Below are 22,427 nucleotides of genomic sequence, written 5' to 3'. Positions count from 1 at the left end.
GCCTGAAAAAGTGCAATAATAATCTAAAAAGAACTCCGAGGTAGGGGCCGATGGAACTGCAGCCTATTAAAACGAAAAAGATTTACGAAGAAATTGTCGAGCAGGTGAAAAAATCCCTCAGCGAAGGCAAGCTCATGCCGGGGGAGCGTTTTTATTCTGAACGGGAGCTGTCGGAGAAACTGGGCGTCAGCCGGGCGTCTGTCCGGGAGGCCATTCGCGCCCTGACCACCATGGGTGTCCTGGAGGTAAAGCCCGGCGAAGGGACCTTTGTCCGCAAGGTGCAGAACTGCGATATTGTCCAGCCCCTGGTCATGGCCTTGCTGCTGGAAGAACAACAGGTCATGTATTTGCTGGAAGCCAGGCAAATCCTGGAGCGGGAAATAGCTTACCTGGCAGCGCGGCGGGCGACAACGGAAGACAAAGAAAAGCTGGTGGGGATAATCCAGCAGATGGGCAACGAACTGGCCCGGGGATTTCTCCAGGAGGATACGGATGTCAAATTTCATTTAACCATTGCTGGCATGGCCCATAATCCCATCCTTTCCCGTTTGATGTACACCATTGCTGATACCATTGCCCAGACCCTGGCCAATAAACGCAACCGGCTTTACTCTGATCCGGATAACGCCCGGGTGCTTTTTGAACAGCACAGTGAAATTACCCAGGCCATTATTTCCGGGGCTGCGGAATCGGCCCGCCGGGCCATGGGTAAACACCTGCGCTTTGTAGCCCGGCAATTGAAGTAGGAAGTGCCTCCTATCTTGCACTAGTGGCCTTTCACCAACAACTCTTCTGAATAAGGGATACTGCTTTCCTGAAACTCCCCGTAAATTTTTAGTTACCCTGCGGGGAGATTTTATTTTTTGGAAGAATCTCCAGACTCTTTACGGCTCAATTCCCGCCCCGGTATCTGAGAGGCGTATGAATACCGGGTTTGTTACTATGGCAGCAGATTATGGCAAAATGTACAGCTTCATATTTCATGGCTTTCCAGGAAGGGGTGCGGAAAAACAAATAGAAAACGTTTGCCATAACATATAATGCCAGAGGGAAACGGTTGCCATAAAAAAATACTCGCGATTTAAAATTAGTTATTGACACAGGAGCCAAACCATGCTAGATTTATAACTAAGGAAAACGTTTTCCGCAGAGGGGTGAAAGCCATGGTCACCATTAAAGACGTAGCCAGACATGCCGGCGTTTCCGTGACAACTGTTTCCCGCGTCCTTAACAACAGCCAGCATCCCATTAACCCTGAGACCAGGGAGCGAGTCCTGGCAGCTATCAAAGAACTTGGCTTTTACCCCAACGCCATGGCCCGCAGCCTCCAGCTGAATGAAACAAAAACCATCGGCCTGATCCTCCCGGATATTGCTAACCCTTATTACCCGGGGATTGTCCGGGGGGTGGAGGATGTAGCCCATGAAAAGGGCTATACAGTTATCCTCTGCAATACCGACCGTTCCCGGGAACGCACGAAAGAATATCTCCGTGTCTTGCGGGAAAAACGAGTGGACGGGGTAATCTTTACCGGCGGTGGAGCTGTAGAGGATGCCAGCCGGGAACACTTTTTTGAACAGGGCTCGGTGGCGACGGTGGTCATCGGGCGCCATAAAGCCGACCTGCCGGCGGTGCAGGTTGATAATGTACGGGCTGCCCGGGAAGCTGTTGAGCATTTATTACGTCTCGGCCACCGGCGGATTGCCACGGTGACTGGCCCTGCGGTTTCAACTACAGCCAGGGACCGCCTGGAAGGTTACCGCCTTGCTATGGAGGCTGAAGGGGCAGGTATAGAGTCCGGGTGGGTCATCGAAGGGGACTTTGAATTTAATAGCGGTTATCAAGCCGTTGGCCGATTGCCCCTTAGCGGTCCACGGAAGATAACTGCTATTTTCGCCCATAACGATCTTATGGCCATAGGCGTTATTAAAGCCCTGCAAGAACGGGGAATCAAGGTACCAGAAGATGTTGCTGTTGTGGGTTTTGACAATACTCCCCTCGCATCCTTTATTACGCCTGCATTATCTACTGTAGCTGTCCCGGTCTATGACCTGGGGGTGACTGCCATGAGGGTACTGGCCGAGCTCCTTGCCGGCCGGGAGGTGCCGCCGGTTACCACCCTGGCAACCCACCTTGAGGTCAGGGAATCTTCTATACTAAAATAATAACTGGCAGGAGGTTTATGAAATGGCAAAACGTTACAACCTCTTGGAATGTTCCTTCGTTGATGCCCAGGAATGGTTCAAGGAAACTGATACCGTTCTCGTACCAGTCGGTAGCTGTGAAAAGCACGGCGCCCATGTGCCCCTGGGAACTGACAGCATTACTACCATTTCCGTTACCGAGCGGGCCGCTAAACTGGCTAATGTTCCCCACACACCGCTGCTGCCCTTTGGCTACTCTCCCCATCACATGGGCGAAGTCGGTGAAGGTTGCGGCACCATTACTCTGGCTGCCGAAACCTTCCGCCGTGTCCTCCATGATATTGCCCGGAGCCTGATCTTCCACGGCGCCAATAAAATAGTGTTTGTTTCCCACCATGGCTCCAACACCAAACCCATTGATGAACTCCTGCGGAAACTCCGCTACCATACCGGTGCCTTTGTGGCCTGGTACAAGACGCCCACCGAGAGGGAATGCGAAGTAGTTAAAGGTATCCTCGAAGGACCTCCCGAGGAGACCCCCGGCTGGCACGCCGGCGAAATGGAAACGGCCCAGGTAATGGCTTACAACATGGACCTGGTTGATATGAGCCGGGCGGTCAATGACCGTGCCCACGCGCCGCGGTGGATGGGACCGGAATTCTCCAAGATCGACGGCACTGCTACCGTTAAATTCCGGGGTTCCGAAAACATCATTGTCCCCATGGAACACCATGAGTATTCCGATCACGCCACTATTGGTAATCCCTTCCGGGGCACCGCCGAAAAAGGCTTGAAGCTCTTTGAGAAAGAAGCCGAGCACCTGGCCGCCTTCATTGAAGAGGTCAAGAAGTTCCCCTTCAAAGTAGAAAACCGCGATTTCCCCGAGAGGGCATAACGCGCGTAATCACCTTGACTCAAGGTACAAGCCCGGCTTTAAAGCCTGGCTTGTACCCACGAGCAAGGCTGGGAGGAAGGTAAAATGATCGATTTAGATGCAGTTACCAGGTTGCGCCAGGAAATGGTAGAGGTCAGCCGGCAAATCTTTGCCCGCGGCCTTACCTCGGCTACCAGTGGCAACACCAGCGCCCGCGTCCCGGGGCATCCAGATCAAGTCTTAATTAAAGCCAGCGGCAAGTCCTTTGGAGATGTGGAACCGGAAGATTTTATCCTGGTGGACCTGGAAGGTAATATCCTGGCAGGCCAAGGTAAACCATCCAAGGAAATTCGTTTTCACTTGGGTATTTTGAAGGCCCGCCCGGAAGTCCAGGCCGTCGTCCACGGCCATTCGGCTTATGCTACAGCTTACGTGTCGGTGAGGGGTGAATTGCCGGTTGTTACGGCTGCCGCCGAAGCCGGTCTTAACAAAGTGGGGGTTGTTGACTATGCCCCGCCGGGATCGGTGGAACTCGCCGAAATGGTGATTAAAGCTTTTGAGGATCCTACCATCAAAGCCGCCGTCCTTAAGCGCCATGGTTTTGTCACGGTGGGAGAAAATATCCACCGGGCTTTTTACCTGGCGGATGTTTTAGAAGATAATGCTAAGGTAGCTTTTTTGCTATCTCAGTTAAGTTAATTTTTTTTCCAAGGGCTAGCCAGAATTGATCCACACTTCCGGCGAGTGGGGAAAATGGGGTAAATTAAGGGGAGGTTAAGGTATGAGGGCTTCTATTTATGAGTTCATGAAGGTTGGCATCGTCCATTTTAAAGCCTTTCCAGAGGTAGTAAACGGTACCGGGCCGGTAGTAGAAACCCTGCGCCGTATTGCCGAAGACGATTTCTTTACAGCCGTGGAAGTGGGCTGGATCAAGGACATCAAACAGCGTACCGAGGCGGCGCAAATTTTAAGGATTGCCCACCTGGAGGTTTGCTATGCCTGCCAGCCGGCCATCTTTTCCCAGAAATTAAACCTTAACTCCTTCGATCCCGGGGAAAGGAAACGGGCCATCAAGCAGGTTTTCAATTGCCTTAAGGAAGCTTCCGACCTGGGCGCTGTTGCTGTGCGCATCCCGGCCGGCAAAGACCCTGGCCCGGAACGGCGGGAAGAGGCCAAGAAATTGCTGGTAGATTCCCTGGCCCAGATCTGCGAATATGCCAGGGAAATGGGCGACCCGGCCATTACCTTAAAAATCTTTGACCGGGATATTGACAAAGAATCCTTGATTGGCCATTTCAGGGATGCTTTTGATATTGCCAGGGAACTGCGGCCCAGCTATCCTAAATTCGGGCTCCTGGCGGACCTCTCCCATTTCCCCTTGCTCCGGGAAAAGCCTGAGGAAGCCCTGCCCCTGGTAAAGGATTATTTAATGGCTTTTCATATCGGCAACTGCGTCATGAAGGACCGGCGCCATCCCCTGTACGGCGACCTGCAGCCCCGTTTCGGGGTGGAAGACGGGGAGATCGACACTGGCGAGGTCAGCGCCTATTTCCGCCTGCTGGCCGATATGGGCCTTATCGGCCCGGAAAAGCGGCCGGTCCTGAGTGCCGAAGTGCGCCCACTGCTTCCCGGCGAGACTTCGGAATTAATTCTGGCCAATGCCAAAAGGGTAATTAAAGAAGCCTGGGCCCTGGCTTAAAGTAACCAGGAGGAGAAAAGCGTGCCGCGCAAGGCCATTGCTATTATCGCCACTGTCGATACCAAAGAAGCTGAAACTCGTTTTTTGCAGGACTTCATCGCCGCCCGGGGCTGGCAGGCCCCGGTCCTGGATGTGAGCACTTATCTCCCCCATGGGTTTAAGGCCGCCTACCCGCGGGAAGAAATCTGCCGCCGGGGCGGGGTGGAATTTAAGGATTTAAAGGCTCTGCGCCGCGATGCCATGATGCAGACCATGGGGCTGGGAGCGGCCCGGGTGTTAACCGACCTCTATGTCCGGGGCGAGCTGGCCGGCGTACTGGGCATCGGCGGCAACCAGGGTACGGCCATAGCGGCCATTGCCATGCGGGCTTTGCCCATCGGGCTGCCCAAAGTAATTGTCTCCACGGTGGCTTCCGGTAACATCCGCCCCTATATTGAGTACAAGGATATCATCATGATGTTCTCGGTAGCCGACCTTTTGGGAGGCCCCAATACCGTCAGCCGTACCATCCTCAGTAATGCTGCCGGGGCGGTCATGGGCATGGCTGCCCACGGCGAGCACCTGCAGGCCAGTGACCGGCCGGCAATCGCCACCACCGCCTTTGGCAATACCAACGCGGCAGTGACGGCCGCCCGGGAGATGCTAGTAGAGCAGGGTTACGAGGTGATTGCCTTCCACGCTTCCGGGGCCTGCGGTTCGGCCATGGAAGAATTAATCGAGGCCGGCCTGATTCAGGGTGTTCTCGATCTCACTACCCATGAATTAATCGGCGAGGTTTTTGGTGAGGCCGGCGACATCTATACCCCCATGCGGCCGCGCCTGGAGGCAGCGGGCCGGAGGGGTATCCCTCAGGTGATTTCCCTGGGGGGACTGGATTACTTCTGCTTCGGCCCGGCGGAGAGCATACCGCCAGCCTACCGGGGCCGCCCGACCCATTACCATAATCCTTACAACACTAACGTCCGGGCAACTAAAGAAGAGTTAACCCGGGTGGGCGAAGTGCTGGCAGCCAGGTTAAATGCCGCCCGCGGGCCGGTGGCCGTTATGGTGCCGCTTAAAGGCTGGTCGGAAAACGGCCGCGCCGGTGGCCCCCTCCACGACCCGGAGGCCGATGCCGCCCTGGTGGCGGCCCTGGAGGCCAATCTGGACCCCCGGGTAAAGTTAATGAAATTGGACGCCAATATCAACGACCCGGTCTTTGCTGCCAGCGCGGCTGCCGTTATGCACCAGTTGATGGAAGTATGGCTGGCGGGCCAGGAAAGTTCTGCCGTCAGCGAACCCTAAAAATTTGCCTGGGCGTTAGGATGGGGATATGTCCCCAACCAGCAGATATTCCGGCATAATCGTTCGGAGGAGGTTATTCATTAAAATGGAATATCAAATTCCCGAGAAAATGAAAGCCCTGGTTCTTTTTGGTCCCAATGACGTGCGCCTGGTGGAGAAACCGGTACCCAAACCCGGCCCGGGAGAAGTGCTGGTCCGGGTAGCCGCCTGCGGCATTTGTGGGACTGATGTAAAAATCATAACCAAAGGAATGCCCAAGATGCCGCCCTATGGGGAATTTACCTTCGGCCACGAGTGGGCCGGTACGGTAGTGGCCCTGGGGGAAACGGTGGACGAATTCAAGGTAGGCGACCGGGTGGCCATTGAGGCCCATAAGGGTTGCGGTCGCTGCGAGAACTGCATTGACGGCAAGTATACTGCCTGTTTAAACTACGGCCGCCTGGATAAAGGCCATCGGGCTGCCGGCATGACGGTAGACGGCGGCTTTGCCGAGTATGCCGTCCAGCACGTGAACTCTGTTTATAAAATTCCTGATAATATTTCCTTTAACGAGGCCACCTATGTGACTACTGCCGGCTGCGCCCTCTATGCCATCGATAAGAGCGGCGGCTATATTGCCGGCGATACGGTCCTGGTGATCGGCCCCGGTCCCATTGGCCTGTCCGTTGTCCAGGGAGCCCGGGCTCTAGGAGCCGAGAAAATCATCCTCATGGGCACCAGGGAAGATCGCCTGGCCAAGGGCCGCCAGCTGGGGGCAACCCATACCATCAATATCCGCGAGGTTGCCGATCCTGTGGCCGAAGTCATGGCCATCACCGGTGGTAAAGGTGCCGAAAGGGTTTTTGAGTGCGGCGGCAACTCCCAGGCCTTTGAATACGGCATCAAGTCAACTAAAAAAGGCGGCGTTATGGTGCTGGTATCCTTCTACAAAGAACCGGTCACTGCCAACCTGGACTATGTGGTCATGAACCAGATCAGCCTTTTAACGGTACGCGGTGAAGGCAACCAGAACTGCAAGCGCGCCCTGTCCTTAATGGCTCAGGGTAAAATCGACGCCAAACCTATCATGACCCACGCTTTCCCGTTGGAAGAGTTCCATAAGGGCCTGGACTACTTCGTCAACCGCAAAGACGGGGCCATGAAGGTAGTTATTAATCCTTAGTGCCTTATGTTTGAAGGAGGGTAAGCTTTTCTTGGAGGTTAATGCCAGCGGAAATACCGCTGCATTAATAAAAATCAATTCAAGGAGGGTTAACATGAAAAACTGGAGGTTAAAGGGTGTAGCTCTAGGCCTGGGTGCTCTGCTACTGGTGCTTACTTTGTCCCTGGCTGGCTGTGGCGGGAGCAAGCAAGCAAATGACAGCTCGAAAAATGCAGGTGGAAAACAGAGCGATAAGGCGGCGGTAGAGTTTCCGACCAAACCCATGGAAATGACCGTCCTCTTTGGCGCCGGTAGCGGTGCCGATCTTCTGGCCCGTAAGGTAGCAGACCTGGCCAGCAAGGAATTAGGCCAACCCATTGCCGTTGTCAACCGTACCGGTGCTGCCGGAGCTGTAGGATACTCCTATGTTAAAGACCAGAAACCCGATGGTTATAATTTTGTCTGGAATTCCAATTCCATTAACACAGCTTATCACCAGGGTAATATGAAGTTTGATTACAAGGCCTTTGCCGGTGTAGCAGAATTAACAACCGAACCGGTAAGCATAGCCGTCAAGGCCGATGCCCCCTGGAAGGATATTAACGAGTTCATCGACTACGCTAAAAAGAATCCGGGTAAAGTGAGAATTGGTAACTCAGGCCTGGGCAGCTTTACCCACCTGGCAGCAGTAGCCTTGGAAAATAAAACTGGCGCTAAATTTACCCATGTACCCTTTGGGCAGGGCCTGGCCGTGTCCAGCCTGCTGGGGGGTAAAATTGAGGCCAGCTCCCAGTTACCGGCGGAGATTATGTCTCAGGTTAAAGCCGGGCAGGTGCGTATCCTGGCTGTTACCGGTGAACAACGCCTGGCCTCCCTGCCGGATGTGCCCACTTTTAAAGAAAAAGGCATCGATCTGACCCTTTCCCTGTGGCGGGGTATTGCCGTACCGGCCGGCACGCCGCAACCGGTAATTGAAAAATTAGAAGCGGCCTTTAAAAAGGTGGCTGAAAATCAGGAATTCAAGGATTTTGCCAAGCAGATGGGTGCCAATATAGAGTTCCGCGGGGCTGCCGACTTTGACAAGTTCATCGCCCAACAAGACAAAGAACTGGCGGACTTAATGGAACAGATCGGGATGAAAAAGCAATAAGTATAAGCGGTAACGGGGTGGTAAAAACCGCCCCGTTACCAAAATTTTAGTTATAGCAGCTGCGATTAGAAAGGATGTTTTTTACATCCAGGGGTGAGAAAAATGCCAAAACCAAGAGAAGAGCGCCTGGTAGCCATCTGTTTTTTACTGCTGGCAGCTATATGGGGCTACCTTACCTTACAAATACCACCAGCAACGGTACCGGGTACCCCGGGACCACGGTTTTTTCCCTGGCTCCTGGTAGCAGGGCTGGTTATTTTAAGCTTAGTTATGTTAGGGCAAAGCTGGCAGCAGCCAGCCAGGGAAAAGAAGGTTAAGGCCGGGGCCAGTGAAGCTAAAAAGGGTATCGATTGGATAGGTTTAGGCACCCTGGCTATGTTTTTTGTTTATATCTGGATGGTAGATCTGATCGGGCTCCGCTGGGGTACCCTGGTAATGATGCCCTTTTTCCTGTTTATAAGTTTCCGCCTGCGCAACATCCTGGAAATCGCCCTGATTACAGTTGTCCTGGCTTTTGGAGTAGATTTCATCTTCAGGGTGTTGCTCAAAATGGCTCTGCCCATGGGGAGCATATTTTAAGGGGTGAATGTGTTTGCTGGCAAGTATCGTGACCGGCATCGGGGAAGCTTCTCAATTGACGGCCCTGGTAGCTAACTTGATAGGCGTCATTGTAGGCATAACTTTTGGCTCCATGCCAGGACTTACTTTTTCAACCGGCCTGATCCTGCTCCTGCCAGTAACCTTTGCTTTTGACCCAATTACAGGAATTTCTTTGCTAGTCGGCGTCTTTATCGGCGGCATGACCGGGGGGTCAGTATCGGCTATCCTCCTGGGCATCCCGGGTACGCCCTCGGCAGCAGCGACGGTAATCGATGGTTATCCTCTAAAACAAAAGGGAATGGCTGGTAAGGCCCTGGGGATGGCGGTAATCGCGTCTATTTTTGCCGGGTTAGTCAGTTTACTTTTATTAATCCTGGTGGCACCTTTGATTGCTAAAGTAGCGCTGCAATTTGGTTCGGTGGAAATATTTGCCCTGGTGCTGTTTGGCTTATCGACCATTATCAGCGTTTCATCAGGTTCCATCATTAAAGGTTTAATTGCCGGGATTATCGGGTTAATGGCCATGGAAATCGGCCTGGACCCCATTATGGGGGTCCATCGTTTTACCCTCGGTTATGAACCTTTGCAAGCCGGGATAGATTTGCTGGCGGCCATGATCGGCTTGTTTGCTGTGCCCCAGATTATCAAAGATTTACCAAGGGGTCACGCTGATACTGGTTTTAAAATAAAAGACCAGGGTATTGCTAACCAGCTTCCAAGCTGGCAAGAAATTAAAAATTGCTTTGGAATCATGGTACGTGGCGCTCTAATGGGAACCGGGATAGGGGCCATTCCGGGGACAGGAGGTCCTATCGCAGCCTTTCTCTCTTATGAAACCAATAAACGTATGTCTAAGTATCCGGGAAAGTGGGGAACGGGTATCCTGGAAGGGGTAGCAGCCCCGGAGGCGGCCAATAACGGCGTTACCGGGGGTGCCCTCATTCCCATGTTGACCCTGGGTATTCCCGGCGACCCGGGTACAGCAATCTTGTTGGGAGCCTTGCTTATTCACGGGTTACAACCGGGACCTCTGCTCTTCCAGAAAAATGCTGATATTGTTTATGGCATATTTGCCGCCTTGTTTATTGCCAATATCCTCACTTTAATTGTTCAATGGTTTGGCATTCGCCTTTTTGTGAAGATCTTGCAGGTGCCCAAAACAATTTTGCTGCCCTTTATAATGGTGTTAACCATAGTTGGCTCCTTTGCAGTACGTAATAACCTTTTTGATGTCTATGTAATGGCTGTGTTTGGGGTAATAGGTTACTTTTTAGAGCGCTATGATTTTCCGACGACGCCGGTTATCCTGGCCATCGTTCTCGGCCCGACCCTGGAGACAGAAATGCGGCGGGCAATAATTGCAGAAGGGACTTATGCCGCTTTCTTCACCCATCCCATTAGCGCCGTATTTATTCTTTTAACCCTGGCAATGCTCTTTGGTCCTACTATCAAAGATAAAATTGCTACCAGGCGAGCGACCTGAACTTTGCCTTAGTAAATAGTAGTAGGATGAGCTGGCCTGAGATATTTTGACCCTAGTTGAGCAGGAGGTTTTCATAATTAGGATAGGGACGCAGAGGTAACCAGTAAGACACGCAGGTAAAAAAGTTATAGATAGATAACATTTGTGCCCCTTATAAGGGGCATATTTTTTTGCCAAAAATGTTTACTTCAAAAGACAATTATGCTATTCTATTTCTAGTAAAACTACATATAGTATAACATAAATGTTTTATAATATAAAAAGGGGGACGTATGTCTTGGGAGAGAAGATTACTTTAAGTGTTATTAAGGCTGATATTGGTGGCTATGTTGGTCATTCCAGCGTCCACCCGCGACTTCTGGAAACGGCTGAGCGCTGCCTGGCCGCTAGCAAGCTGTTGATAGATTATCGGGTGGCCCATGTGGGTGATGATATTAACCTTATCATGACCCATAAATATGGCGTTGATTGCCCAGAAATTCACCATCTGGCCTGGAATGTTTTTCTACAATGTACCGAGGTGGCCCGGGAGCTGAAACTTTACGGTGCCGGTCAGGATCTCCTTTCTGATGCCTTCTCAGGTAATGTCAAGGGTATGGGTCCCGGCGTTGCCGAAATGGAATTTGAGGAACGCAAGAGCGAACCGGTGATTGTCTTCGCTGCCGACAAGACCGAGCCCGGCGCCTGGAACTTCCCCCTCTACAAGATGTTTGCCGATCCCTTCAATACCATCGGCCTGGTTATCGACCCCAAGATGCACCAGGGCTTCCGCTTTGAGGTTTACGACCTGATTAAAAATGAACGGGTGGAGTTTTCTTTACCCGAAGAACTTTACGATCTCCTGGTCTTCATTGGTGCTCCGGGACGCTACTGTATCAAGGCTGTTTATTCTAAAACCACAGGCGAAATCGCCGCCGTGTCCAGTACCCAGCGCCTGAACCTCATGGCCGGGCGTTATGTGGGTAAGGATGACCCGGTGTGCATTGTCCGCTGCCAGAGCGGACTGCCGGCCGTAGGAGAAGCCCTGGAACCATTTGCCAGTCCCCACCTGGTGGCCGGCTGGATGCGCGGTTCCCATATCGGACCCCTCATGCCTGTGGGCCTTAACCAATCGGCGCCGACACGCTTTGACGGGCCACCGCGGGTGGTAGCCATGGGCTTCCAGCTGGCCCAGGGACGCCTGGTGGGTCCCCAGGATCTCTTTGCCGATGTAGCCTTTGATAAGGCCCGCCAGACGGCCAATGAAATCGCCAGCTACCTGCGTTCCCTGGGGCCCTTCGAACCCCACCGCCTGCCCCTGGAGGATATGGAATATACCACCATGCCCGAAGTTATGGCTAAACTGAAGAACCGTTTTGTTAAAGTGGGCAGGGAAGTGACGAAAGAAAGGTTTGTTGATGAACTGGGGGCGAAATAGATCGGGAGCTCGGAGCCTCACGGCTGACCCAGCACTCAACCTGGCCCTTTAATTATCCCGGCCAACTTGAAAGTAAGCATGCAAAATTTTAGGCTGAGTGCTGGGCGCTCCGCGAGGGCCATGGAGCCATGCGAAAACAAAAGCCGGCAAATGCGAGAGTCACCGGGTGGTGGCTCCCTTTTATTTTAGGGGTAACCCGGCATGGCTAAAGCCCATAGAAATATAAAGTAAAGATTCTGCTTGCATTCCAGCGCCTTTTGTGGTGTAATAAATTCTGTTGCAGCGCGTGATAGGGGGCGTTTGCCATGCTGGACCAGACCAGGACACCGGTTTTTACGGCTATCAAGCAGTATATTGAAGAAGGAGTTATTCCCTTTCACGTACCCGGTCACAAACAGGGCCGGGCCCTGGCAGAATTTAAAGAATATGTCGGCGAGCGGGTCCTGGCCATGGACTTGACCTGTGTGCCCGGACTGGATAATATCTGCAATCCCCGGGATGTTATCCGGGAGGCAGAAGCTCTGATGGCGGCTGCCTACGGGGCGGATTATGCCTTTTTCCTGGTAAACGGTACTACCTCCGGTATCCAGGCCATGATCCTGGCCGTTTGCCAGCCGGGAGACAAGATTATTATCCCCCGCAATGCCCACCGCTCAGCCCTGGGCGGACTTATTTTAAGCGGGGCTCACCCTGTTTATATCGAACCGGAGATTAACGAGGATTACGGCATTTCCATGGGGGTAACGCCGGAGAAGGTGGAAAGGGCGTTAAAGGACCACCCCGACGCCAAGGCGGTTTTTGTCATTAGCCCCAATTACTACGGTACAGTACCGCCCCTGAAGGAAATAGTAGCTGTAGCTCACGAGTTTGACGTGCCCGTGCTGGTGGATGAGGCCCACGGTGCTCATTTACCATTCCACCCGGCGCTACCCCTGTCAGCCATGGCAGCGGGGGCTGACCTGGCGGCCGTGAGCGCCCATAAATTAGCCGGGTCTATGACCCAGAGTTCTTTTCTCCTTTTCCAGGGGGAGAGATTGGACCCCAAGCATATTAAGGCCGTCCTCAACCTTTCCCAGACCACCAGCCCTTCGTATATTTTACTGGCCTCCCTGGATGTGGCCCGCAAACAGATGGCCCTCCGGGGACGGGAGCTTTTAGAGCGCACCTTAGAAATAACCTGGTGGATACGCCGGGAACTTTCCCAGATCGAAGGCCTGAACATTATGGGAGACGAAGTAACCTCCCTGCCCGGCTGTACCGCCCTGGACCCGACCAAAATCACCGTCAACGTCCAGGGATTGGGCCTTTCTGGCTATGAGATGGAAGCCATTTTGCGCCGGGAATACAAGATCCAGGTAGAGCTTTCCGACCTCTACAATGTCCTGTTGCTTGTTTCCATTGGTGATGACCGGGAAACGGCCGGCCGCCTGGTTGCTGCCTTCCAGGATATTGCCAGGAAACGCTCTTTAAAAAACGTGATTCGTTTTTGTCCACCCCTGCCGGCCCTTCCGCGGATGGCAGTGCTGCCCCGGGCGGCCTTTTACAGCCAGACGCGCAGCATAGAACTGGAGTACGCCGAAGGGGAAATCAGCGCCGAAGCCATTACGGCCTACCCGCCGGGTATTCCCCTGGTCTGCCCGGGAGAAGTCATCACCCGGGAGATTATAGACTATGTCAACTTGCTTAAGAACGAGCATGCCGACCTCCAGGGACCGGAAGACCCGGAACTGAAATTCATCCGCATCCTCAAGGATACGGTGAGTATTATAGAGCATGAAAAGGCTGACCGGGCGGAACTAGCTTGACTTAAGGAGAAAATAAAAATAAGTCGCGGCATTTTGCTTGCGGCTTATTTTATTTAAGCCATGTTACGGCAAACAATAGTGAATGTGTGTACATAAACACTTGCAAGAAAATTGTTATATCGAGGAGGATTTTTTGCTTTAATGTTGAATATATTGCTATGGAATGATGGCCTAACCACCTGAACAGTAGAACTTCAACGAAAAAATGTAGAGGAAGGAGGTGAAAATGGTGGGTTAAAAAGACTTTTAGTAAAAATATGGCCAATAACAAAACTTATAAGAGGAATGTTATTTTTTAACAAAGAGTTAGGTAAATATACGAGGAGTAGTTCTGAGGAAGTAGTTTTTGCATTTGTGGCAAATTGTTTAGAAAAGGAAGATAAAGAATCATAGGTAAGTAATTTGTTTGGTAGGGATAGACCATGCCTGAATTTATAGGGGGTTAACTATGAACACGTATCTTCTTGCATTTTTAGCCTTTTTACCTATTTTAGTAGCAATGTTCCTCTTGGTTGGACTGGGATGGGGTGCCCGGCAGGCCATGCCAGTTGGCTACGTGGTGGTCTTTATTGTTGGTATTGTTATTTGGAAGATGAGTTTAACTACGGTCTTGGCAGCTACAATCCAAGGATTATGGATCGCCGCCACTCTGTTGTGGATTATTTTTGGGGCCCTCTTATTACTGGCTACCCTGAAACATAGTGGGGCCATCGCTACCATCCGGGCCGGTTTTATGAAAATCAGCCCGGACCGCCGTATCCAGGCCATCATCGTGGGTTTCTTATTCGGCTCCTTTATTGAGGGGGCTTCCGGCTTCGGGACTCCAGCAGCCATTGTGGGTCCCCTCTTGTTAGCTCTTGGTTTTCCAGCCTTTGCGGCCGTGATAGTCGGTATGGTTACCCAGAGCATGCCGGTTACTTTCGGTGCTGTTGGTACGCCGATTCTGGTTGGTGTAAACACCGGTTTAACCGGAGCGGCCGTTGTTGAAGCGCACGCTAAATCCCTGGGTTTAACCTGGCCCCAATATCTAGCTAGCATTGGGGCGCGGGCCGGTATCTTCCATGCCATAATCGGTTTTGTGATGCCCCTGATCATCTGCATGATGCTAACCCGCTTTTTCGGAAAGAACAAATCCTGGAAAGAAGGACTTGAAGTCTGGCCCTTTGCCCTCTTTGCTGGGATTGTCTTTGCTATTCCCTACGTTTTGCTGGCCAATTTCGTTGGCCCGGAATTCCCTTCCATGATTAGCGGTTTGCTGGCTGTTGGAATAACTAGCTTTGCTGCCAGTAAAGGTTTTCTCCAACCGAAGAAGGTTTGGGACTTCCCGCCTGAGAAAGAGTGGGAACCGGGATGGATGGGAACCGTGAGTGGGGACCCGGGCCAAGTGAGGGCAAACATGTCCTTAATTAAAGCCTGGATTCCCTATGTTTTGGTCGGTCTCTTTTTATTGCTTACCCGGATGAACCCCGGTTTGAAAGGTGCCTTAACCAAGATTACCATAAATCATCTTAATATACTGGGAACCTCTATCAGCCACAAATGGGAGTGGGTTTATTCGCCCGGTGCAGTGATTTCTTTTGTAGCCATTATTACCTGGCTCCTGTACCAGATGAAGGGTGAAGAAATTAAAGCTGCTTTAAAAGAGTCAAGCGGGCAGTTAGTCAACGCCTCAACGGCCCTTATATTTACTGTCCCTATGGTTCGTATCTTCATCATGTCAAACCTCAATAATAGTGGACTTGAAAGCATGCCGATCCTCCTGGCTCGTGCCGTGGCCGACGCGGTCGGAGGTGCCTGGCCGGCCTTTGCTGCCGTCATCGGAGCCCTGGGCGCCATGATCGCTGGGTCTAATACTATCAGCAATATGACGTTCTCTTTGTTCCAGTGGTCGGTTGCCGATTTTATTGGTGTTTCCCAGCGTTTGGTAGTAGCCATTCAGGCTGTTGGTGGCGCTGCTGGTAACATGATTTGTGTTCACAATGCCGTTGCCGCCGCCGCCGTAGTCGGTATGATCGGCAAAGAAGGTCTTATCCTGCGTCGTACCTTCTTACCGACTATTTATTACTTGGCTGCTGTCGGCATATATGGGATGATAGCCATATATGTCCTGGGCCTCCAGTAAAGGCGAGAGGGGTGGGATACCGCCCCTTTCCTTAGATTTTAAGTGTGTTAATGGGAATACTTTTTCTCTAGATGATAGATGATGGAGTTTTTTGTTTTCCTGGAAATGTTGACACCCAGGGGCAGGTTTTTTATACTAAAGCAAGGTATTTTCTTTATAATATAAAGTAGATGCCTGCTTTTAAAAAAATGGCGGGTAGCTTGAGGCAAAAAAAGGTCGGTGGTGAAAGGAAATGATTTATGGGATAGTAATCCTCGGCGGGGCGGTACTGGCCCTGGGCTATTACCTTTACCGCCAGCAAAAAGACCCGGGTTATAACATTTTCCCCCATAACCAGCAATCGCGATAAAAACGCAACCACCCTGACAAAGGGTGGTTGCGTTTTTCCGGGGCAAACTGCCGCCACTGCCGGGTGTTATTATCCTGCTTAAGTCAGGATGCCTCCGGTGGATATTACATACTGCTGGTCTCTTTGGCAGACAGGCCAGGTCGGCCCTTACAGGAAGGATTTTACGTTACCGGTGTCGAAATAACGGCGCGGCGGGAAAAGGGGAGTGCCGGTATTGCGTAAGCTGTCGGTAGATAGTTTAAAACCGGGGATGGTGGTGGCCCGGTCCATTTACAGTGCCGAAGGGCAGGTATTACTGAATAAAGGGGTAGTTTTAAAGCCCAGCTACATAATTCGCTTAAAAGAACTGGGCGTGCCGGCGGTATATATTCGCGATGAACTCCTGGGGGACCTGGAAGTAGAAGATATGGTCAGTGAGCAGACCCGCCTGGCAGCCGTCAGGGCTGTGAAGGAACTCTTCGGCAATTACCAGGGCTGGGAAAAGAGCCATGTGTCCCTGCTGGTAGATTCGGGTCGCATCCAGCGGATAGTCAGCAGATTACTCGAGGACCTTTTAGACCGCAAAGAACTTATGCTTAATCTAACCGATATCCGACCGGGTCTACCGCCGGGCCTACCCACCCCATGAGGCCTATGAAATGCTGGCCGGGTCGGGCAATTTTACCCATGATTTCGAGATAGTTAAAGCCTTCCTGGCCAATGTGGCTGCCTACCCGGTAGGGACCCTGGTGCAACTTAACAGCGGTGATGTCGGTGTAGTAACGGGCACGGCCCGGGGACATTCCCACCGGCCCCGGGTACGCCTCCTTTACCGGCCTTCCGGAGAACCTTATAGAGAACAACTTACCCTTGACCTGGCGGTAGAAATGGACTATTATGTCAGCCATCTCCTGCCGGCAGAGGCTTTACTACCCTTAACCTGTGATCTCAAGGTTGCTGAGGGTGACAACGAGGGTTACCGGGTGTTATAATCATTAGGGGAAGGAGATGAAGCCATGCCGACCTATGATTTTAAGTGCAAAGAATGCGGGCACCTGTTCAGCCAGTTTGTACCCATTAAGGATAAAGATAAAGTCCGTTGCCCGGAGTGCGGCGGCGAGGTAAGCCAGCGTTTTACCGGTTTTTTATATGTCCGCAAAGGTGAGCCGGGAGCGGCTACTTCCGGCAGCAGCTGCAGCGGTGGTAGTTGCAGCAGCTGCAGCGGTTGTCATTAAAAAAGCCCCGGTCAGGGGCAACCACTACACCCGGGAAATGGCCCGGGTTATTATTTTAGGCTTTATGAAGCCAGGGAGGGAGTAAGCCTGTGTTAGGGTCATGGCTGCAGATGGCTATTTTTTCTTCTTTAAAGCCATTAAATAAATATCCTGGTTACCGGCAGCGTTGATTAGCTTTTCTGTTTCCTGCAGGCGTTTGATTTGTTCGTCATTTAACAGGGCAAGATCTAATTCCTCTAATCTGGCCATGTGCAATTAACTCCTTCCTTTATTTTTAACTTATTTTGTTCCAGAGAGTGTTTAATTATACTATAGAAGTATGTTATAGTTGTCACAAGGTTTTAGTAAAATAAAAATTTTTGGTCCATTTAAGCAGGAAATTTTATATTCGGTAGCGAATAAATAAAATGTTCTCCGGTCTAACCATCAAACAGCAGTGCTCGTGACTAAAAAGTCATGATTGCCCGGGGAAAGCATATTATCTAGCAAAAGGGGTGATAGAGAAATTGTCCTCAGAGTAATTAAAATTAACAAGAAAGGGTGAGGAAGAAAAGCAGTAAGAAGATATTGAGAAGGGGGTATTTTGATTATTTGGGTCTAAAAGATGGTATTGATTATTTAACTAAATATTGATGGGAAAAGGAGGGTTAATATGGCAACAAATGTTCCTGGCACCAGGGTAGATGAAGTTGTTCACGAGGTGCCCGAAGTTTATGGGACGCCGTGGGAAAAGGCTAAAGAAATGCCGGCCACGCTACCCTTTAACTGGTCTAATTTATGGAAGGTAATCGGCCCTGGTTTTATTATCCTTTCTCTATCCATTGGTAGCGGTGAGTGGTTGATGGGGCCAGCCAGTGTTCTCCAGTATGGTCCCTTTGTCCTCTGGATCGTTACCATCGGTATCCTCACTCAGGCTGTCTTCAACATGACCTGTATCCGTTATACCCTCTATACCGGCGAACCGATTATGGTCGGATTTACCAGGCTCATGCCCGGCCCCAAGCTGTGGGCCCCCATCTGGATTTTCATTTCCTTTATTTCCATTGGTCCAGGTTGGGCCTCCGGTTCGGCCACGGCCCTGGCGGCCATGTTCCTAAGGCGCATGCCCCAGACTGCTGATAAGCCAGCGGTTATGACGGCCGGGATCATCCTTTTCTTATCGGTAGTTATTATCCTTATGTTTGGCGGTAAAATTGAAGCCCTGCTAGAAAAAATTAACAAATGGATCGTAGCCTTTATTTTTGGTAGTTTGTTAATCCTGGTAATTATGTTTGCGCCCTTCAGTAAATGGGTGGAAGTGGCCGCCGGTTTCTTCCAGTTTGGCAAGTTGCCGGCGGGGAATGTTAACTGGTTCCTGCTGGCCGGGCTGGCCGGCTATGCCGGCGCCGGTGGCATCCTTAATATGGGTGTTACCAACTGGTACCGTGACAAGGGCTACGGTATGGGCGCGGCGGTAGGCTATATCCCCTCCCTCATCGGTGGTAAAGAAGTCCATGTATCTTCGACTGGTAAAATTCCGCCCCTGAACCAGACGACCCTGCAGCGGTTTAAAGACTGGTGGCGTTATTCCCTGGTGGACCAGATTGGCGTCTGGGCCTTAGGGGCCTTTATCGGCATGTTCTTCTGCGTCTTGCTGGCCTACGCCATGGTCCCCGGCGGCACCAAGATCGACGGCTGGGCCGCAGCAGCCCACCAGGCCGAAGGCGTGGGTAAGGTTTTAGGCGGTTTTGGCTGGATTTGGGTTTTAATGATTGGTTTCTGGGTCCTATATGGTTCCCAGCTGTCCAACAGTGAAACCTTCGTACGCCAGGTAACTGACGTCCTTTGGAATACCAGTCCCTGGGCCCGGGAGAAGCTTTCCCGGAATGACATCCGCCGCATCTACTACGGCATTCTCCTACTGTTCACGATCTGGTCCATTTGGCTCTTCTTCCAGGGTTCGCCCCTCTTCCTGGTGGCCTTCATGGCCAATGCTGCCAACCTGGCCTTTACCGTAGCCGGTATCCAGCTCCTGTTCCTGGACCGGATTTACCCGCAAGAACTCAAAACGCCTATCTGGATGAAGCTAGTATTAGTAGTTTTAATCCTCTTCTACGGGACCTTTACTGTTATCGGTTTTGGTACCCAGTTCTTTGGTCTGAAATTCTAAGGTTTATCGCTACGGCAAGTTTTATAAATTAATCGGCCCCGCCATATGATTTTGAATAGCCGGCGGGGCCGGTTTTATTTTATGGCACCTTGGACCTGGTGCTGTTAATTAGCTTCCCGGCAATGGCTGCAGTTATGGTGGGGCCCTGGCAACAGTAAGGAGCCATTCCTTAACCAATACTTAATACTCCCGGCAACGAAAAATCCTTGACACTTAATTTACGGTTATTTATACTGAAACATAAACATATTTTGCGGCTCCTGTCGCGCCGGCCTGAAAACTGCCACTGACCGGTAGAAATGAGGAGGAAGAAGCGTGGGGCTCATTATCTATCTTGACGGCCAGTATGTGGACGAAGAAGAGGCAAAGTTGTCTGTTTTCGATCATGGTCTACTCTATGGCGATGGGGTCTTTGAAGGGATACGCGCCTACCACGGGCGGGTCTTCCGCCTGAAGGCCCATATTGACCGCCTTTATGAATCCGCCCGGTCCATTAACCTTGACCCGGGCCTGACCAGGGAGGAAATGACGCAAGTAGTCCTGGAAACCTGTCGGCGTAATAATTTAAAAGATGGCTACATTCGCCTGGTAGTTACCAGGGGCAAAGGGGACCTGGGACTGGATCCCCGCAAGTGTCCCAGGCCATCGGTTTTTTGTATCGCCGCAGCCATTGAACTTTACCCGGCAGAATTGTATGAAAAAGGGCTGGAACTGGTTACCCTGGGTACCCGCCGCAATGCCCCCGACGCCCTGGACCCACGGATTAAATCCCTGAACTACCTGAATAATATCATCGCTAAAATGGAAGCTACCCGTGCAGGAGCCCCGGAAGGGTTGTTTCTCAATAAAGAAGGCTATGTAGCCGAAGCCACCGGCGATAATATTTTTATCGTCAAAAACGGCCAGCTGCTTACCCCGCCGCCCCATGTCGGCCTGCTGGAAGGCATTACCCGTAATGCTGTGATGGAACTGGCTGCTGGGGCGGGAATACCCGTTTCTGAAAAGGTCTTTACCCGGCATGATGTTTATACGGCCGACGAATGCTTCCTGACAGGCACGGCTGCAGAAGTCATTCCTGTGGTAAAGGTAGACGGTCGCCCCATTGGTGACGGCCAGCCGGGCCCCATTACCAGGGATCTCATTGCCAGGTTCCGGGAGTTAACGAAAACAGATGGCCCGGAAATTTTTGAATAAATAAAGGGTAGGAGAACAACCATGCGCAGTGATGCTATGAAAACGGGTCTGGCCAGGGCCCCCCACCGGTCGCTCTTAAAGTCCATGGGCCTGACGGATGCCGAAATAGAACGCCCGCTAATAGGAATTGTTAATGCCCATAACGAACTTATTCCCGGTCATATTCACTTAAATACCCTGGCCGAAGCAGTTAAAGCCGGGGTTCGCCTGGCCGGCGGGACGCCCCTGGAGTTTCCCACCATTGGTGTCTGCGACGGCCTGGCCATGAATCATGTGGGCATGAAGTATTCCCTGGCCAGCCGGGAACTCATTGCCGATATGATTGAAGTTATGGCCATTGCCCACCCCTTTGATGCCCTGGTATTTATCCCTAACTGTGATAAAATCATCCCGGGCATGTTGATGGCGGCGGCCCGTTTAAATATCCCGGCTATTTTTGTCAGCGGTGGCCCCATGCTGGCCGGTCGCTACCGGGGCAGGGATGTCTCCTTGAGCACCATGTTTGAGGCTGTAGGAGCCACCCAGGCCGGTAGAATGACGGAAACCGAACTGGCCGAACTGGAGGATTGTGCCTGCCCGGGCTGCGGTTCCTGCGCCGGGATGTTTACGGCCAATACCATGAACTGCATGACGGAAGCCTTAGGGATGGCCCTGCCGGGCAGCGGGACCATACCGGCTGTCAGCGCGGCCCGGGTGCGTCTGGCGAAGCAGGCCGGGATGCGTATTATGGAATTGCTAAAGGAAAATATCCGCCCCCGGGACATTATGAGGACGACCGCCTTTCACAATGCTGTAGCCGTAGATATGGCCCTGGGGGGTTCCACCAACACCTGCCTCCACCTGCCGGCCGTTGCTAGGGAAGTAGGTTTAGAACTGGATTTGAGCACCTTCGACGCCATTAGCAGGCGGACGCCCCAGATCTGCAAGTTGAGCCCGGCTGGCAGCCAGCATATCCAGGACCTGGATGAAGCCGGCGGCATCCCGGCGGTGATGCACGAGCTTTACCGCCATGGCCTGATTGATGGCAGCACCCTGACGGTAACCGGTAAAACGGTGGCGGACAACGTTACTGGCCGGGAGGTAAAGCGGCGGGAAGTAATCCGGCCCGTGGAGGATCCCTACAGCCCTGAAGGTGGCCTGGCCATACTGTACGGGAATCTCGCCCCGGAAGGAGCGGTGGTGAAAAAGGGTGCCGTCCTGCCGGAGATGATGCAGCATGAAGGGCCGGCCCGGGTCTTTAACAGCGAGGAAGAGGCTTTTGCGGCCATTATGGGGCAACGGATTAAGCCTGGCGATGTCGTCGTTATCCGTTATGAAGGCCCCAGGGGTGGCCCGGGTATGCAGGAAATGCTCAGTCCTACCGCGGCCCTGGCTGGTATGGGCCTGGATAGCTCCGTGGCCTTGATTACCGACGGTCGCTTCTCGGGGGCTAGCCGCGGTGCCTCCATCGGCCATGTCTCGCCGGAGGCGGCGGCAGGGGGCCTCATTGCCCTGGTGGAAGAGGGAGATATCATTGCCATTGATATTGAGGCCGGCAAGTTAGAATTAAAAGTGCCGGAAGAAGAAATTGCCCGCCGCCGGGCCAGCTGGCAGGCACCGCCGCCCAAAATTACCAGTGGTTACCTGGCCCGTTATGCCCGGATGGTGAGTTCCGGGGCCAGGGGCGCAGTATTGGAGTAAAGTTCTGGTTGACCGCGAACCAGGAAGGGTTTGTTTGGAAACGAGCGTAAAACAAACCCTTCTAAATCAGGAAAAAGTGAAAGAATCTATCCTAAAGCGCAAAGGAGTGCTTCAACCATTGG

General features: G+C 52.2%; 20 protein-coding genes. 19 read left to right on the top strand and 1 reads right to left on the bottom strand.

Annotated features, from left to right (window positions below):
- Nucleotides 1-50 precede the first annotated feature (50 nt).
- The 16 genes from MOST_RS07135 to MOST_RS07055 all read left to right on the top strand — a co-directional run bounded on the left by MOST_RS07135 (nt 51) and on the right by MOST_RS07055 (nt 17,282).
- Entirely contained in the window at nt 51-746 is a 696-nt protein-coding gene (locus tag MOST_RS07135) for a FadR/GntR family transcriptional regulator (protein ID WP_054938181.1), read from the top strand.
- A 417-nt stretch (nt 747-1,163) separates the two neighbouring features.
- Nucleotides 1,164-2,165, top strand: a complete 1,002-nt coding sequence (locus tag MOST_RS07130; RefSeq protein WP_054938180.1) for a LacI family DNA-binding transcriptional regulator — start codon at nt 1,164-1,166, stop codon at nt 2,163-2,165.
- A gap of 22 nt (nt 2,166-2,187) precedes the next feature.
- The gene (locus tag MOST_RS07125; RefSeq protein WP_054938179.1) at nt 2,188-3,039 is read left to right on the top strand and encodes a creatininase family protein; all 852 of its coding nucleotides are present in this window, start codon (nt 2,188-2,190) and stop codon (nt 3,037-3,039) included.
- Nucleotides 3,040-3,123: 84 nt separating this feature from the next.
- Nucleotides 3,124-3,717 (top strand): class II aldolase/adducin family protein, encoded by a 594-nt coding sequence (locus tag MOST_RS07120; RefSeq protein WP_054938178.1) that lies wholly within the window; start codon nt 3,124-3,126, stop codon nt 3,715-3,717.
- Nucleotides 3,718-3,799: 82 nt separating this feature from the next.
- A complete protein-coding gene (locus MOST_RS07115; RefSeq protein WP_054938177.1) occupies nt 3,800-4,717 on the top strand; it encodes a sugar phosphate isomerase/epimerase family protein in 918 nt (305 codons plus the stop codon).
- 21 nt (nt 4,718-4,738) lie between these two features.
- Nucleotides 4,739-6,001 (top strand): Tm-1-like ATP-binding domain-containing protein, encoded by a 1,263-nt coding sequence (locus MOST_RS07110; RefSeq protein WP_054938176.1) that lies wholly within the window; start codon nt 4,739-4,741, stop codon nt 5,999-6,001.
- Nucleotides 6,002-6,086: 85 nt separating this feature from the next.
- On the top strand, nt 6,087-7,163 hold the full coding sequence (locus tag MOST_RS07105) for a zinc-dependent alcohol dehydrogenase (protein WP_054938175.1): 1,077 nt from the start codon (nt 6,087-6,089) through the stop codon (nt 7,161-7,163).
- A gap of 94 nt (nt 7,164-7,257) precedes the next feature.
- Nucleotides 7,258-8,292, top strand: coding sequence for a tripartite tricarboxylate transporter substrate binding protein (locus MOST_RS07100; RefSeq protein WP_129588672.1), 1,035 nt, complete (start codon nt 7,258-7,260; stop codon nt 8,290-8,292).
- Between the two features lie 102 nt (nt 8,293-8,394).
- On the top strand, nt 8,395-8,871 hold the full coding sequence (locus tag MOST_RS07095; protein WP_054938173.1) for a tripartite tricarboxylate transporter TctB family protein: 477 nt from the start codon (nt 8,395-8,397) through the stop codon (nt 8,869-8,871).
- A gap of 13 nt (nt 8,872-8,884) precedes the next feature.
- On the top strand, nt 8,885-10,375 hold the full coding sequence (locus MOST_RS07090) for a tripartite tricarboxylate transporter permease (RefSeq protein ID WP_161952814.1): 1,491 nt from the start codon (nt 8,885-8,887) through the stop codon (nt 10,373-10,375).
- A 277-nt stretch (nt 10,376-10,652) separates the two neighbouring features.
- Nucleotides 10,653-11,792, top strand: a complete 1,140-nt coding sequence (gene fbp, locus MOST_RS07085) for a fructose-1,6-bisphosphate aldolase/phosphatase (RefSeq protein ID WP_054938171.1) — start codon at nt 10,653-10,655, stop codon at nt 11,790-11,792.
- A 305-nt stretch (nt 11,793-12,097) separates the two neighbouring features.
- A complete protein-coding gene (locus MOST_RS07080; RefSeq protein ID WP_054938170.1) occupies nt 12,098-13,597 on the top strand; it encodes an aminotransferase class I/II-fold pyridoxal phosphate-dependent enzyme in 1,500 nt (499 codons plus the stop codon).
- 448 nt (nt 13,598-14,045) lie between these two features.
- The gene (locus MOST_RS07075; RefSeq protein ID WP_054938169.1) at nt 14,046-15,719 is read left to right on the top strand and encodes an L-lactate permease; all 1,674 of its coding nucleotides are present in this window, start codon (nt 14,046-14,048) and stop codon (nt 15,717-15,719) included.
- A 563-nt stretch (nt 15,720-16,282) separates the two neighbouring features.
- Nucleotides 16,283-16,696, top strand: coding sequence for a hypothetical protein (locus MOST_RS17225; RefSeq protein WP_054938166.1), 414 nt, complete (start codon nt 16,283-16,285; stop codon nt 16,694-16,696).
- 10 nt (nt 16,697-16,706) lie between these two features.
- Nucleotides 16,707-17,039 (top strand): hypothetical protein, encoded by a 333-nt coding sequence (locus MOST_RS17220; protein ID WP_054938165.1) that lies wholly within the window; start codon nt 16,707-16,709, stop codon nt 17,037-17,039.
- Between the two features lie 24 nt (nt 17,040-17,063).
- On the top strand, nt 17,064-17,282 hold the full coding sequence (locus MOST_RS07055; protein ID WP_054938164.1) for an FmdB family zinc ribbon protein: 219 nt from the start codon (nt 17,064-17,066) through the stop codon (nt 17,280-17,282).
- A gap of 114 nt (nt 17,283-17,396) precedes the next feature.
- Here MOST_RS07055 and MOST_RS18210 read toward each other — a convergent pair whose 3' ends face one another.
- Complete coding sequence (locus tag MOST_RS18210; protein ID WP_277995732.1) at nt 17,397-17,531, bottom strand: hypothetical protein; 135 nt, start codon at nt 17,529-17,531, stop codon at nt 17,397-17,399.
- Between the two features lie 403 nt (nt 17,532-17,934).
- On the opposite strand from MOST_RS18210, the gene MOST_RS07050 reads away from it, so the two are divergent.
- The 3 genes from MOST_RS07050 to ilvD all read left to right on the top strand — a co-directional run bounded on the left by MOST_RS07050 (nt 17,935) and on the right by ilvD (nt 22,305).
- The gene (locus MOST_RS07050; protein ID WP_054938163.1) at nt 17,935-19,431 is read left to right on the top strand and encodes an Nramp family divalent metal transporter; all 1,497 of its coding nucleotides are present in this window, start codon (nt 17,935-17,937) and stop codon (nt 19,429-19,431) included.
- Nucleotides 19,432-19,746: 315 nt separating this feature from the next.
- Nucleotides 19,747-20,625 carry a branched-chain-amino-acid transaminase gene (gene ilvE / locus MOST_RS07045; RefSeq protein WP_054938162.1) on the top strand — a complete coding sequence of 293 codons (879 nt, stop codon included), beginning with the start codon at nt 19,747-19,749 and terminating at the stop codon, nt 20,623-20,625.
- A 21-nt stretch (nt 20,626-20,646) separates the two neighbouring features.
- Nucleotides 20,647-22,305, top strand: coding sequence for a dihydroxy-acid dehydratase (gene ilvD, locus MOST_RS07040; protein WP_054938161.1), 1,659 nt, complete (start codon nt 20,647-20,649; stop codon nt 22,303-22,305).
- The last annotated feature ends 122 nt before the right edge of the window (nt 22,306-22,427 follow it).

It is taken from the genome of Neomoorella stamsii (assembly GCF_002995805.1).
GTDB lineage: Bacteria > Bacillota > DSM-521 > Neomoorellales > Neomoorellaceae > Neomoorella > Neomoorella stamsii.
This window is presented reverse-complemented; position numbering and strand designations above follow the sequence as displayed.